At 69.5% G+C, this 13478-nt stretch carries 13 protein-coding genes; 9 read left to right on the top strand and 4 right to left on the bottom strand.

Annotation, left to right across the window (positions count from 1 at the left end; translation table 11 throughout):
* A partial coding sequence (locus A5714_RS05695) for a hypothetical protein (RefSeq protein WP_068283591.1) occupies positions 1-727 on the bottom strand: 727 nt, incomplete at its 3' end.
* A gap of 152 nt (positions 728-879) precedes the next feature.
* Here A5714_RS05695 and A5714_RS05700 point away from each other — a divergent pair.
* The 3 genes from A5714_RS05700 (at position 880) to katG (ending at position 4964) form a co-directional block, all read left to right on the top strand.
* Positions 880-2166, top strand: a complete 1287-nt coding sequence (locus tag A5714_RS05700) for an Ig-like domain-containing protein (RefSeq protein ID WP_068283593.1) — start codon at positions 880-882, stop codon at positions 2164-2166.
* Positions 2167-2249: 83 nt separating this feature from the next.
* Positions 2250-2690: a Fur family transcriptional regulator gene (locus A5714_RS05705; protein WP_068283597.1), complete on the top strand. Its 441-nt coding sequence runs from the start codon at positions 2250-2252 to the stop codon at positions 2688-2690.
* 33 nt (positions 2691-2723) lie between these two features.
* On the top strand, positions 2724-4964 hold the full coding sequence (katG, locus tag A5714_RS05710; RefSeq protein WP_068283600.1) for a catalase/peroxidase HPI: 2241 nt from the start codon (positions 2724-2726) through the stop codon (positions 4962-4964).
* 72 nt (positions 4965-5036) lie between these two features.
* Here the strand turns inward: katG and A5714_RS05715 are convergent, their stop codons facing one another.
* Positions 5037-5834, bottom strand: coding sequence for a DUF1906 domain-containing protein (locus tag A5714_RS05715; protein WP_068283603.1), 798 nt, complete (start codon positions 5832-5834; stop codon positions 5037-5039).
* Between the two features lie 322 nt (positions 5835-6156).
* On the opposite strand from A5714_RS05715, the gene A5714_RS05720 reads away from it, so the two are divergent.
* Genes A5714_RS05720 through A5714_RS05730 form a run of 3 tightly spaced genes read left to right on the top strand, consistent with a single transcriptional unit; the run spans position 6157 to position 9240 of the window.
* The gene (locus A5714_RS05720) at positions 6157-7431 is read left to right on the top strand and encodes a glycosyltransferase family 4 protein (protein ID WP_068283607.1); all 1275 of its coding nucleotides are present in this window, start codon (positions 6157-6159) and stop codon (positions 7429-7431) included.
* Complete coding sequence (locus tag A5714_RS05725; RefSeq protein ID WP_068283610.1) at positions 7425-8183, top strand: class I SAM-dependent methyltransferase; 759 nt, start codon at positions 7425-7427, stop codon at positions 8181-8183. The genes A5714_RS05720 and A5714_RS05725 overlap by 7 nt, the downstream gene beginning before the upstream one ends.
* Positions 8170-9240 (top strand): prenyltransferase, encoded by a 1071-nt coding sequence (locus A5714_RS05730; protein WP_068283614.1) that lies wholly within the window; start codon positions 8170-8172, stop codon positions 9238-9240. Before A5714_RS05725 ends, A5714_RS05730 begins: the two co-directional genes overlap by 14 nt.
* A 78-nt stretch (positions 9241-9318) precedes the next feature.
* Here the strand turns inward: A5714_RS05730 and A5714_RS05735 are convergent, their stop codons facing one another.
* Positions 9319-9981, bottom strand: coding sequence for a class I SAM-dependent methyltransferase (locus A5714_RS05735; RefSeq protein WP_068283617.1), 663 nt, complete (start codon positions 9979-9981; stop codon positions 9319-9321).
* Positions 9982-10141: 160 nt separating this feature from the next.
* Between A5714_RS05735 and A5714_RS05740 the strand changes: the two genes are divergently transcribed.
* Together A5714_RS05740 and A5714_RS05745 are read left to right on the top strand one after the other, a co-directional pair.
* Positions 10142-10774 carry a cutinase family protein gene (locus tag A5714_RS05740; RefSeq protein WP_068283663.1) on the top strand — a complete coding sequence of 211 codons (633 nt, stop codon included), beginning with the start codon at positions 10142-10144 and terminating at the stop codon, positions 10772-10774.
* 71 nt (positions 10775-10845) lie between these two features.
* Positions 10846-11487 carry a carboxymuconolactone decarboxylase family protein gene (locus A5714_RS05745; RefSeq protein ID WP_068283665.1) on the top strand — a complete coding sequence of 214 codons (642 nt, stop codon included), beginning with the start codon at positions 10846-10848 and terminating at the stop codon, positions 11485-11487.
* Positions 11488-11503: 16 nt separating this feature from the next.
* Here the strand turns inward: A5714_RS05745 and A5714_RS26980 are convergent, their stop codons facing one another.
* On the bottom strand, positions 11504-11938 hold the full coding sequence (locus A5714_RS26980; protein WP_231975801.1) for a hypothetical protein: 435 nt from the start codon (positions 11936-11938) through the stop codon (positions 11504-11506).
* A gap of 709 nt (positions 11939-12647) precedes the next feature.
* On the opposite strand from A5714_RS26980, the gene A5714_RS05755 reads away from it, so the two are divergent.
* Positions 12648-13478, top strand: coding sequence for a family 16 glycosylhydrolase (locus A5714_RS05755; RefSeq protein ID WP_068074247.1), 831 nt, complete (start codon positions 12648-12650; stop codon positions 13476-13478).

Consider the following 13478-nt stretch of genomic DNA (forward strand, 5'->3'; position numbering starts at 1 on the left):
CGTCGCGCAGCCTGTCCCCGAGCTCGGCCAGCCGCCCGGCGGTGTCCGAGCGGGCCAGCGCGTCGTCGGCCGCTTCCTGATGTCGCTGGGCGGTGGCGACGGCGGCATTCAACTCGTCGCGCCGGCGCGACCGGTCCCGGTCGCGCGCCGCTGAGGCAGCCGCGGCGGTACCGGACCGGGCGGGGGCCCTGGGCGTGCGGCGGGGTGCGCGGGCCGCCGCGTCGGCCGCGGCCGGGCCGCCGAACCCCGACCATTGCTCCGGCCGCTCCAACCGGCCAAGGCGCCCCCGGACGTCGGGATCGGCGACCGCGGCCTGCAGCGTGCTGGTCACGTCGTCGCGCACGCTCGACGACGGCCGGTCGACGCCGGCGGCCCGCAGGGCGTCGCGGGCGAGCTCACCGATCAGGCGGTGTTGCTGCGCCGACAACTCCCGGATGCTCGCGCCGTCCATGGCGGCGTGCGCGTCGCGCAGCCTGTCCCCGAGCTCGGCCAGCCGCCCGGCGGTGTCCGAGCGGGTCAGCGCGAGCCGGTTGACGATCCACGCCGCCGTCGTCGGCTTGTGCGCCGCGCCGAGTCGTTTGGCCGCCGCGGCGTCGCCGCGCTTCTTGGCCGCGGCGGCCAACCGGGTGCGGTGGGCGGTGAATTCGGTTGGCGGCGCACGATACAAGTCGTCGAGCGCCGCCTCGAGTTCGGCGTCGGGCTTGGCGTCGGCTGTGTCTTCGGCCATCACGCCATGATCCACCCGCGGTTGGCCTGTGACGCGGCACGTGGCAGGTTTGCCGCTGCACGTCGCGGGCTATGCCCCTAACACCATCATCGCCGCTGGGCCGCAACGTTCGAGCCGGCAACCCAACATCGACGCAAGGATTCGCAAGTTTCATGATGCCTGAGACCCGTGAGCGGTTCGTCGACCGGATCCGGCGTATCGACCGGTCGCGCTGGCTGCTGCTGGCGGTGTTGGTGGTGGTCGCGGTGGCGGCGGCCGTGGAACTGGCGGTCTCCCCCGGGTGCTCGGGCGGCCCGTGCCTGCCCCACGACGCATCGAAAACCACTGGGCCCGCCGAGGTTTCGGTGACACCGGGCGGGGGCGCCCAGAACGTCGACCCGGTCGCTCCGGTCACGGTGCAGGCCAAGACCGGCACGCTGACCGAGGTGCGCATGGTCAACGAGGGTGGCACATCGGTTCAGGGGGTGATGACCCCGGACAACACCGTGTGGAAGCCCACCGTCCCGCTGGGCTACGGGCGCACCTACACCCTGACGATCGGCAGCCGCGGGCCCAACGGCGTTGTTTCCAACCAGGTTTCGACGTTCTCGACGCTGCGCCCGTCCAACCAGACCAAGGTGTCCTTCACCACCACGGCGGAGACCGCGCTGCGCGATGGCGGCACCTACGGTGTGGGGACGGTGCTCGTGGCGCACTTCGACGAGCGGATCGCCGACCGGGCCGCCGCCGAGCGTCAGCTGGCGGTCACCACGGACCCGAAGGTCGACGGCTCCTGGTACTGGGTCGACGACCAGAACGCGCACTGGCGGCCCGAGCACTACTACGCCCCAGGCACCACCGTCACCGCCGAGGCCAAGATCTACGGGATCGCGCTGGGCGACGGCCTGTTCGGCCAAGACGACACCCGGGTGTCGTTCCGCATCGGCGACGCGCACGTGTCGATCGCCGACGACGCCACCCACCAGGTGAGCGTCTTCAGCAACGGCGCGCTGCAGCGCACCATGCCGACGTCCATGGGCATGGGCGGCACCGAGAACGTCGGCGGCAGAAGCATCTCGCTGTGGACGCCGTCGGGCATCTACACCGTGCTCGACAAGGGCAACCCGGTGATCATGGACTCCTCGACGTTCGGGTTGCCGAAGAACTCGCGCCTGGGCTACCGCGAAACCATCAACTGGGCCACCAAGATCAGCACCGACGGCATCTATCTGCACGAGCTGGACGCGACGGTGTGGGCGCAGGGCAGCCGCGACACCTCGCACGGCTGCCTGAACCTCAACGCCGACAACGCCAAGTGGTTCTACGACTTCTCGGTGCCCGGCGACGTCGTCGAGGTGCGCAACAGCGGGGGGCCGCCGCTCACCCTGGCGCAGAACGGCGACTGGACGCTGACCTGGGACCAGTGGCGGCACGGCAGCGCCCTCAAACCGTCCGAGTGACGCGTGAGTTCGTTGGCGACAATTGTGTTCTGGTTCACAACAAAGTCTTGACTCGTTCCAAATAAGTGCGCCATATTGGTGCGGTGTCATCGACGGCCGATCACGCGGAGCGGTTGCGTGTCGCCGACCTGCGGGTGACCCGGCCACGGGTCGCCGTGCTCGACGCCGTCGACGCCCACCCCCACGCCGACACCGAGACCATCTTCTCGGCCGTGCGCCGCGGCCTGCCCGAGGTGTCCCGGCAGGCGGTATACGACGTCCTCAACGCGCTGACCGCCGTCGGCCTGGTGCGGCGCATCCAGCCGTCGGGTTCGGTCGCCCGCTACGAGTCGCGCGTCGGTGACAACCACCACCACGTCGTCTGCCGGTCCTGCGGCGTCATCGCCGACGTGGACTGCGCGGTCGGCGAGGCCCCGTGCCTGACGCCGGCGGACGACGACAACGCGCTCGACGGCTTCGTCCTCGACGAGGCGGAGGTCATCTACTGGGGCCTGTGCTCCGACTGCTCGACCGCGACTTCCTAGACAACAGCCCAACCCCCCCGAGAAAGGAATGCTGTGTCCTCCGATGTATCCCAGAGCCGTCCGCCGCAACCGGACGGCGCGACCGCAAGCAACAGCGAGAGCGAGAACCCGGCGATCCCGTCGCCCACCCCCAAGGTCCACGGCCCGCTGCGCAACCAGGACTGGTGGCCCAACCAGATCGACGTGTCCAAGCTGCACCCCCACTCGCCGCAGTCCAACCCGCTCGGTGAGGACTTCAACTACGCCGAGGAGTTCGCCAAGCTCGACGTGGAGGCGCTCAAGGCCGACGTCCTGCAGGTGCTGACCACCTCGCAGGACTGGTGGCCCGCCGACTTCGGCCACTATGGCGGCCTGATGATCAGAATGAGCTGGCACGCCGCCGGCACCTACCGGATCTACGACGGCCGCGGCGGCGGCGGTCAGGGCCTGCAGCGCTTCGCGCCGCTCAACAGCTGGCCCGACAATGCCAACCTGGACAAGGCGCGCCGGCTGCTGTGGCCGGTGAAGCAGAAGCACGGCAGCAAGATCTCCTGGGCGGACCTGCTGCTCCTGGCCGGCAACGTCGCCCTGGAATCCTTCGGGCTCAAGACGTTCGGGTTCGCCTTCGGCCGCGAAGACGTGTGGGAGCCCGAGGAGGTGCTCTTCGGCGAGGAGGAGGAGTGGCTGGGCACCAACAAGCGCTACTCGGGCAAGCGTGACCTCGCGGAGCCGTACGGCGCGACCACCATGGGTCTGATCTACGTGAACCCGGAGGGACCGGAAGGCAAGCCGGACCCGGTGGCCGCCGCGATCGACATCCGCGAAACCTTCGGCCGAATGGCGATGAACGACGAGGAGACCGCCGCACTGATCGTCGGCGGGCACAGCTTCGGTAAGACCCACGGCGCCGGGGACGCCGAGTTGGTCGGCCCCGAGCCCGAAGGCGCCCCGATCGAGCAGCAGCAGCTGGGCTGGAAGAGTTCGTATGCCAGCGGCAAGGGCAAGGACGCCATCACCAGCGGCCTGGAGGTGATCTGGACCTCCACCCCGACCAAATGGGGCAACGGCTTCCTGCAGAACCTCTACGGCTACGAGTGGGAGCTGACCAAGAGTCCGGCCGGGGCGTGGCAGTTCCAGGCCAAGGACGGCGCCGGCGCGGGCACCATCCCCGACCCGTTCGGCGGACCGGGGCGCGCCCCGACGATGCTGGTCACCGACATCGCGCTGCGCGAGGACCCGATCTACCGGGAGATCACCCGGCGTTGGCTGGACCACCCGGAGGAGCTCTCGGAGGCCTTCGCCAAGGCCTGGTACAAGCTGCTGCACCGCGACATGGGGCCGATCTCGCGCTACCTGGGACCGTGGATCCCCGAGCCGCAGCTGTGGCAGGACCCGGTTCCGGCCGTCGACCACGAACTGGTCGACGAGCAGGACGTCGCGACGCTCAAGGCGACGGTGCTCGACGCGGGCCTGTCGGTCCCGCAGCTGGTGAAGACGGCCTGGGCGGCGGCGGGCTGCTACCGCAACACCGACAAGCGGGGCGGCGCGAACGGCGCCCGGCTGCGGCTGGAGCCGCAGCGCAACTGGGAGGTCAACGAGCCCTCCGAGCTGTCCAAGGTGCTGCCCGTCCTGGAGCGAATCCAGCAGGACTTCAACGCCTCGGCGCCCGGGGGCAAGAAGATCTCGTTGGCGGACCTCATCGTGCTGGCCGGTTCGGCGGCGGTCGAAAAGGCCGCTCGCGACGCCGGTTACGAGATCTCGGTGCACTTCGCGCCCGGCCGCACCGACGCCTCGCAGGAGTCCACGGACGTCGAGTCGTTCGCGGTGCTCGAACCGCGGGCCGACGGCTTCCGCAATTACATCCGCCCCGGCGAGAAGGGGCAGGTCGAGCAGCAACTGTTGGAGCGGGCCTACCTGCTGGGCGTGACCGGCCCGGAGTTGACGGTGCTCATCGGCGGGCTGCGCGCCCTCGGGGCCAATCACGGGGGCACCAAGCACGGGGTGTTCACCGACAGGCCGGGGAAGCTCACCAACGACTTCTTCGTCAACCTGCTCGACATGGGCACGGAGTGGAAGGTCTCGGAGACCACGGAGAACGTCTACGAGGGCCACGACCGGGTCACCGGCGCGCCGAAGTGGACCGCGACCGCCAACGACCTTGTCTTCGGCTCGAATTCGGTGCTGCGGGCGCTGGTGGAGGTCTACGCCCAGGACGACGCGAAGGGCAAGTTCGTCGAGGACTTCGTCGCCGCCTGGGTCAAGGTGATGAACAACGATCGGTACGACCTCGCCTGAGGCACGGCCACACCTGGGACGGCACCCCGCGAGCGCGGCTCGCGGGGTGCCGTTTCGTCGTGCACGGCGGAATTACCGGTTGAGGTCCCACTGCCCGTAGTCGGCGGCCAGGACGTCGTCAACGTCGACGTTGATGCCCCCGAGCAGCGGGCCGGGGTTGCCCGGACTGTTGACGACCGTCTGATAAAGCACCGCGGCGGCCTCGCGCTCCCCGTGCGACCACGACCTCGTCTGCCACGCCCACCGGTGCCCGGCGCTGCTGGAGTGTCCGATCACGCCGTCCCTGATCGCCCAGCCGCAGACCTGAGCGTGCCCGTAGATGCCGGTGCGCTCCACGCCCAGGGCCGAATTGAGGCCCCGAAACCATTGCACGGCAACGCCATTCCAGGTGTCGGCGTTGATGTCGTCGTCGACGCTGAAAAAGATCGGCGCCGAGTCGGGGCCGCCCGCCGCGGCGTGCAGCTGCATGGCGGTGCGCGCGTCCGCGACGCCCCCGTCGAAGCCGCGGGTGAAGTCCGAGGGGTCGGGCCAACCCGGTTTGCCGTACTGAAAGTTGCTCACGATGTGCAGCCCCGCCGCCCGCAGCGCGTCGGCGTAGTCCCGGGTGAGCGGCTTCGCCTCGAAGTTGGCACCCGGCCGCGACTGCGACACGTAGTTCACGACGCCGGCATAACCGGCAGCCACGATCTCGCTCGGCGGGATTCTGCGCTCGGCAAAGTCGATGAGCTGCACACTGGCGGCGTGGGCCCGCGCACCGCCGGCGCCCGCGCCCAGGCTCAGCAGCAGCGGTGCCGCCGCGAAGCGCAAGGCCTCGCGACGGCGCAGAACACGCCGGTCGCCGCCACCACCGGGGTTCGCCGATTCGCGCACCGCGCGATGGTAACAAAGCACGGACCGCCGCCCCGGGCCCGTTTGGCGGGCCCGGTCCAGGGGTGGCCCACCGCCCGGCCGGCCGCGCCGAACCGGTCGGACAGGTGGCGGCTACGCGCTAGTGGCATGATCTTTGCGTGTCAGACATCACGCGGACCGAGTCGACGCGGACGGGTGACGGCCCGGTTCGTTGCGCTCGATTAGGTCATCGAACTATAGTCTGGACACATGTCCAGTTTGCTGTCGCGGGGTTCGGGAGTCCGTTGACCGCGACGAAGTCGGCGCCATCGCGCGGTCATTCTCCAGCAAAGAAGAGTTGAGTATGCGAATTGCCCTGCTGTCCTACCGTAGTAAAACCCATTGCGGCGGACAGGGCGTCTACGTGCGCCATCTCAGCCACGGTCTGGTGGAACTGGGTCACGACGTCGAGGTGTTCTCCGGTCAGCCCTATCCCGACCTGCTCGACCCGCGGGTGCGCCTCACCGAGGTGCCGAGCCTCGACCTCTACCGCGAACCCGACCCGTTTCGGGTGCCGCGGCCGGGCGAGATCCGCGACTCCATCGACCTGCGCGAACTGCTGACCACGTGGACGGCGGGCTTCCCCGAACCGCGGACGTTCACCCTGCGCGCCGCCCGGCTGCTCGCCGACCGGGTCGCCGACTTCGACGTCGTGCACGACAACCAGTCGCTGGGCACCGGCCTGCTGCGGATCGTCCGCGCGGGCCTGCCGGTGGTGGCCACGGTGCACCACCCGATCACCCGAGACCGGGTGCTGGACCTGGCGGCCGCGCCCTGGTGGCGAAAACCGTTGGTGCGCCGCTGGTATGGCTTCCTGGCGATGCAGCAGCAAGTGGCCCGCCAGATCCCCGACCTGCTGACCGTGTCGTCGTCGTCGGCCGCCGACATCGTCAGCGACTTCGGCGTGGCGCCCGACCAGCTGCATGTGGTGCCGTTAGGTGTCAACACCGAGCTGTTCAAGCCGGGCTCGGGCCCGCGGCAGCCCGGCCGCGTCATCGCCATCGCCAGCGCCGACACCCCGCTCAAGGGCGTCCGCACCCTGCTGCACGCCGTGGCCCGGCTGCGCACCCGCCGCGACCTGGAGTTGCGGCTGGTGGCCAAGGTCGAACCCAACGGACCCACCCACAAGCTCATCGCCGAGCTCGGCATCTCCGACATCGTCCACGTCACCAGCGGGCTGTCGGACGCCGAGCTGGCCGGGCTGCTGGCGTCCGCCGAGGTCGCCTGCATTCCCTCGCTCTACGAAGGCTTTTCGCTGCCCGCGGTCGAGGCGATGGCCAGCGGAACCCCGATCGTCGCGAGCCGGGTGGGCGCGCTGCCGGAGGTCCTCGGGACCGACGGCGCCTGCGCCGAGCTGGTGCCGCCCGCCGACGTCGACGCGTTGACCGGGGCGCTCGGCGCGCTGCTCGACTCCCCGGAGAAGCGGCGCAGCCTCGGCCGGGCCGGCCGCGCCCGCGCGGTCAGCGTGTTCAGCTGGTCGGCGGTCGCCGCGCAGACCGTCGGCGTCTACGAGAGGGCGATCGCCCGCGGCGCGTCGCGCGGCGGCAGCGTCGGCGCGCAGGGCCACGCGCCGTGCTGACCGTCGATTTCGACCGGTTGGGGATCGGCCCGTCGAGCAAGGTCATCGACGTGGGCTGTGGCGCCGGTCGGCACGCCTTCGAGGCCTACCGCCGCGGCGCCGACGTCGTCGCCTTCGACCAGGACGCGGCCGAGCTGCGCAACGTGGACGCCATCCTGCGCGCGATGGGCGAGAACGGCGAGGCGCCCGCCGGCGCGTCGGCGACGGTCGTCGTCGGTGATGCCCTCCAATTGCCTTACGCTGACCAGACTTTCGACTGCGTCATCGCCTCGGAGATCCTGGAACACGTGCCGCAGGACGACGCCGCGATCGCCGAGCTGATCCGGGTGCTCAAGGTGGGCGGGACGCTGGCGGTCAGCGTGCCGCGCTGGCTGCCCGAGCGGATCTGCTGGCTGCTATCCGACGAATACCACAGCAACGAGGGCGGCCACGTCCGCATTTACCGGGCCGACGAGTTGCGGGGCAAGATCGCCGGCGCCGGAATGGACTTGACGCACACCCACCACGCGCACGCCCTGCACTCCCCGTTCTGGTGGCTGAAATGCGCTGTGGGGGTGTCGAATACCGAGCATCGCGCGGTCACCACCTACCACAAGTTGCTGGTGTGGGACCTGATGCAGCGGCCGAGGATCACCCGGCTGGCCGAGTCGGTGCTCAATCCCCTGGTGGGCAAGAGCGTGGCGATGTACTTCGTGAAAAAGCCTGTGGCGCAGGATGCGACGACGCCGGGGTATTCAGTTGCGTCGGTCTGAGGCGCCGGCAGTTCCGGGCGTGCTAACCCCTGGGCAATGCCGGCAGACCGCGCGGTCCATCGCGGCCACGCAGGAGCCCTCCGGTGCCATCCCGTGGTCCGAGGGCGGGCACACCGACCCGTGGGACCACGTCGAGTGCGCGATGGCGCTCACCGCGGCCGGGCTGCTGGAGCCCGCGCGGGCGGCGTTCGAATGGAGCCGGCGCACCCAGCGGCCCGACGGCTCTTGGCCCATCCAGCTGCGTGCCGGCGTCATCGAGGACGCCAACAGCGACAGCAACTTCTGCGCCTACATCGCCACCGGGGTGTGGCACCACGTCCTGGTCACCAACGACGCGGCGTTCGGCCACGAGATGTGGCCCGTCGTGCGCAAGGCGATCGACTTTGTCATCGACCTGCAGACCGGGTACGGCGAAATCGGTTGGGCGCGAAGCGAAGCGGGGCCGCTCACGGAGGCGCTGCTGACCGGGTGTGCCAGCGTGTTCCACAGCATCCGCTGCGCCCTGGCGCTGGCCGCCTTCGTCGGGGATCCGCAACCGGAATGGGAGTTGGCGTTGGGACGGCTGGGACACGCCATCGCCGCCCATCCCGAGGCGTTCACCGAGAAGGACCGCTACTCGATGGACTGGTACTACCCCATCCTCGGCGGTGCGCTGCGCGGTGCGGCCGCGACCGCGCGCATCACGCAGCGCTGGAACGACTTCGTAGTCGACGGCCTGGGCATCCGGTGCGTGAGCGACCGACCGTGGGTCACCGGCGCGGAGACCTGCGAGCTGGTCATGGCCCTGGACGCCCTCGGGCAACGGTCGGTGGCGCACCAGCAGTTCGCCGCCATGCAACACTTGCGCGAGGACGACGGCTCGTACTGGACCGGGCTGGTGTTCGCCGACGGCAAGCGGTGGCCCGAGGAACGCACCACTTGGACCGGCGCCGCGATGATCCTGGCCGCCGACGCCCTGTCCGACACCACCGGAGCCGCGGGCCTATTCCGTGGCGAGGCGCTGCCGCTGGGCCTGCAGACCGACTTCGACTGCGAGTGCGTCGCCACCGGCCGCTGACACAGCGTGCGACGACATCGGGGCGGGCGCGTTAGCTGAGAGTGCCGCCGACATGACGGCGATCCTAGAACAGATCCGCTAGACCCGCTCCCCCGGCTGCCCGCCGACGCGCTGCAGCACCCGCAACGATCCGGTGGCCGACACCTCTTGGAACTGCCCGGAATTTACGGCGCGGCAGTAGATGTAGTAGGGCGGCCGACCACCGTCCTTGGGATCCGGGAAGACGTCGTGGATGATCAGCGCCCCGCCCGGGGCCACCCATTTCGCCCAGCCCTCGAAGTCCTGAGTCGCGGCGGCTTCGCTGTGACCGCCGTCGATGAACAGCAGGTCCAGCGGCGTCCGCCAGGCGCGCGCCACGATCGGGGACTTGCCGACCACGGCGACGACGTGCTCGTCCAGCGCCGCGGCGTCGAGCGCACGGCGGAATACCGGCAGCGTGTCGAAGAGGCCGGTGACCTCGTCGACCAGCGAGGCGTCGTGGAATTCCCAACCCGCCTGGTGTTCCTCGGAGCCGTGGTGATGGTCGACGGTGAACAGCACGCTGTCGGCCTGCTGCGCGGCGGCCCCCAGCAGCAGCGTGGATTTGCCGCAGTACGTACCGATTTCGACGCCGACGCCGCCGCGCAGGTAGCGCAGGGCGGCGTCGTGCAGGGCCCGCCCCTCGTCGGCGGGCATGAAGCCCCGCACCTGCTCGGCGAGCGCGAAGAGCTTCTCGGTGGAATTGGCGTCGGTATGCGTCACACCGTGAACCTATCGGGCGGTGCGGGCGCGCCGGCTGACCGGGTTGGTGGCGGCCCGGCGATCGACTCGGGCGACCGTTTGCTACCCCGCCACGGTTCCCCAGCGGCGGCGTCACGGGCGTTTTACGATCGGGGGCGTGCCCGGGCGCGACGTACTGGTGATGGCCGTGGCGGTGGCCGCGACGGCCACCGGGCTCGCGGCGTGCCCGGTCCCGCCGCGGGCCGCGGCCGCGAGCTGCCCGCCGGTGCAGGTCGTGTTCGCCCGCGGCCGCTACGAGTCGCCCGGACCGGGCGTGCTCGGCAACGCGTTCATCGGCGCGCTGCGCGGCAAGGTATCCAAGAGCGTCGGCGTCTACGCCGTGCGGTATCCCGCCGACACCGAGGTGGACGTCGGCGCCAACGACATGAGCCACCACATTCAGGACATGATCGCCAACTGCCCGGACACCCGGTTGGTGCTGGGCGGCTATTCGCTGGGCGCGGCCGTCACCGACGTGGTGCTCGCGGTGCCGTTCTCCGCGTTAGGTTTCGACAGTCCCCTGCCGCCCGGCGCCGATCAGCACGTCGCCGCCGTCGCGTTGTTCGGCAACGGCAGCCAATGGGTGGGGCCCATCACGAACTTCAACCCCACCTACAACGACCGGACCATCGAGCTGTGCCACGGCGCCGACCCGGTGTGCAATCCCGCCGATCCGAACACCTGGCAGGACAACTGGCCGCAGCACCTCGCCAGCGCCTACGTCGACGCTGGCATGGCCAACCAGGCCGCCGACTTCGTCGCCGGCAAGCTCTGAGCGGTGCGACCTCGTTGGACGGCCTCCCGCACCGCGTTGACGCTGCGTGCGGGTAGGGATTGAATGCGTTCATGCCTCGCTTGACGCCGGTGCCCCGCGGCGAAGTCACCGACGACTTCACTCGCTCGATGTACGACTTCATGTTCGGCGACCGCGACCCCGTGGCCGAACCCGGCGCGCTAGGGGGCACGCCCGGCAATTGGTGGACGGTTATGGCGCAGTCCCCGGCCGCCCTGCGTCACGCCGTGCGGGGCTTCCGGCTGTACCGCGAGGAGGTGACCATCCGGCCCGAGCACCGGGAGCTGGGCCAGATCCGGGCGGGGTGGGTTGTCGGCAGCCAGTTCGTATTCTCTCAACACTGCAAGGCCTGCCGATCGGCCGGTTTGTCCGAGGAGAAGATCCAGGCCATCCCGTCATGGCAGACGGCGGACTGTTTCGACCACGCCGAACGCCTGCTGCTCGCCTACACCGATTGTCTTGCGGCCCAACAGGGCCGAGTGCCAGAACGGCTGTTCGCCCAGCTGCGCGAAGTCTTCACCGACACGGAAATTCTCGAATTCACCTACACCACGACGATGTACGTAATGCACGCAATCATGTCGCGGGCGTTGCGGTTGGAATTCGACGACATCGACGACCCGGTGGTCGAGGTGGCCGATCGGGAGGGCGGTGGTGTCCTCGACATTGGTGCCGCAACGTCCGGTCACGACTGACGTCGCGGCGCCCGGGTCAGCCGACGCCGCGCAGGCGCGGGTCCGCGCCGCCGGTTGGTGAGCGGTGTGACCGCAGGCCCACGGCACCGAGGATCAATCCGGTCCCGATTTCGCCGACGGCGGTGAGCCAGGAGAACCACGTGACGTTGATACGCGGCCCGGAAGTGAAACTGTCCTGAAGTGCGGGGGCGAACGTCGGCAGCACGTGGGCATACGCGAACACCGCGGCGCTGCCGAAGCCGACGAAGGTGGCGACGGGCGCGGCCCAGCGGTGTTGCCGCAGCACCAGAACCACCGCGACCAGCACGATCAGCCCTTGGATCGCACCGCCGACCATGATCGCGGGGGGCGACGCCGCCATGCCCCGGCGCACGTGGTCGGCGCCGTGCACGGCGAAGGCGGCGGTGAATGCCAACATGGCCGCGATCAGCCTGCGATCGTGAGCCCGCACGCGCCAGTCGTGTCAGGAGTGATCGGACATTGTCGTCTCCCCACGATGAGCAACTACGAACCGTAGTAGCAATAGGAGATCGAGTGAATAAGCACCCGCGCAATCGGCGCCAAGTCGTAGCGAGGCACGGGGATTGTCGGCGAAACCGTTATGGAGCCGGGCCGCAAAACGACAATTCTTCGGTGGTGCACAAAAGGGGCCACCGCACAATGAGCGGCCGGAATTCAGGCGGGCGTGTCCGAACTGGAGTACGCCTTGAAGCCGCGAATCATCGGAACCACCGCGCGGTCGGTTCCCGTGGCGCGCTGACGGGCGCGAAACGAGGGGTGTCGGCTCATAGCTTCACGACGCTCGCGTTCGTGCCGCTGAGCCGCGACCCACCGGGGGTGGGACTGGAGGAAAATGACCGTCGCTTCTGGAGTTTGTGCCACGATCGGTAACTCCTCTCAGTGCAACCCGCGTCGGGTAAAACATTGGTTATCGGATCGTGATTCCAGGATGCCCGTCGAATCCTGAGACCAAACCATCCGCGAAGATGAGAATTGGCCGTGAATTTCGACCGCTCCGGTACCCCGATCGCGGCGCCGTCCGTGCTGGTCGGGCCGCGTGCACGAATTTAACGGCGGCCACCGACATCTTTTTTCCGCCAACCGCGCGGGGCAACTCTCGTTTCCGGCCGCCCGCAGGCGGCTGCTATCGTCCCTTGCTTATGCCGGGTATCGACCGCCGCCGGATGATCCTGACGACCGGGATCGGTGTGCTGGCCGCCGCGCTGCCCGTCTCGAAAGCGCAGGCCAGCCCGGTCGGCCGGGTGGCGCCGCCCGACGCGCCGAGTGGGCAGCCCGGCAGCTACATCTTCTCTGACGACTTCGACGGCCCCGCCGGCTCGGCCCCCGATCCGTCGAAATGGGCCGTTGCGAAGGCTCGCGAAACCATCAAAGATCCCACCTACTGGGAGCGGCCGGAGAATATCGGCCAGTATCGGGACGATCGCCGCAACGTCTTCGTTGACGGTAAGTCGAATTTGGTGCTGCGCGCCGCCAAGGACGGCCCCACCTACTACAGCGGCAAGGTCCAAAGCATCTGGCGGGGCGGCGTCGGACACACCTGGGAGGCGCGCATCAAGCTCGACTGCTTGACGGCCGGCGCGTGGCCCGCCTACTGGCTCGGCAACGAGGACCAGGGCGAGATCGACACGATGGAGTGGTACGGCAACGGCAACTGGCCCGCCGCGACCACCGTGCACGCGAAGTCCAACGGCGGGGAGTGGAAGACGCACAACATCGCGCTGGACAGCGCGTGGCACACCTGGCGCTGCCAGTGGGACGCGGCCGGCATCCGATTCTGGAAGGACTACGTCGACGGCGCGCAGCCGTACTTCGACGTGCCCGCCAGCTCGCTACCGGACTGGCCGTTCAACGCCCCGGGTTACACCGTCTATCCGGTGTTCAACCTCGCGGTCGCGGGCTCCGGCGGCGGCGATCCGGGACCGGGCAGCTATCCCGCCGACATGCTCGTCGACTGGATCCGCGTCTGGTAG

Origin of the sequence: Mycobacterium sp. E2462 (genome assembly GCF_001672685.1) — a bacterium.
Taxonomy (GTDB): Bacteria; Actinomycetota; Actinomycetes; order Mycobacteriales; family Mycobacteriaceae; genus Mycobacterium.

Bases quoted from the DNA above. Each gene is read 5' to 3' on its own strand.
- A5714_RS05740 (WP_068283663.1), top strand. From the start codon at position 10,142: ATGGCCGTGGCGGTGGCCGCGACGGCCACCGGGCTCGCGGCGTGCCCG.
- A5714_RS05720 (WP_068283607.1), top strand. From the start codon at position 6,157: ATGCGAATTGCCCTGCTGTCCTACCGTAGTAAAACCCATTGCGGCGGA.
- A5714_RS05755 (WP_068074247.1), top strand. From the start codon at position 12,648: ATGCCGGGTATCGACCGCCGCCGGATGATCCTGACGACCGGGATCGGT.
- A5714_RS05700 (WP_068283593.1), top strand. From the start codon at position 880: ATGATGCCTGAGACCCGTGAGCGGTTCGTCGACCGGATCCGGCGTATC.
- A5714_RS05745 (WP_068283665.1), top strand. From the start codon at position 10,846: ATGCCTCGCTTGACGCCGGTGCCCCGCGGCGAAGTCACCGACGACTTC.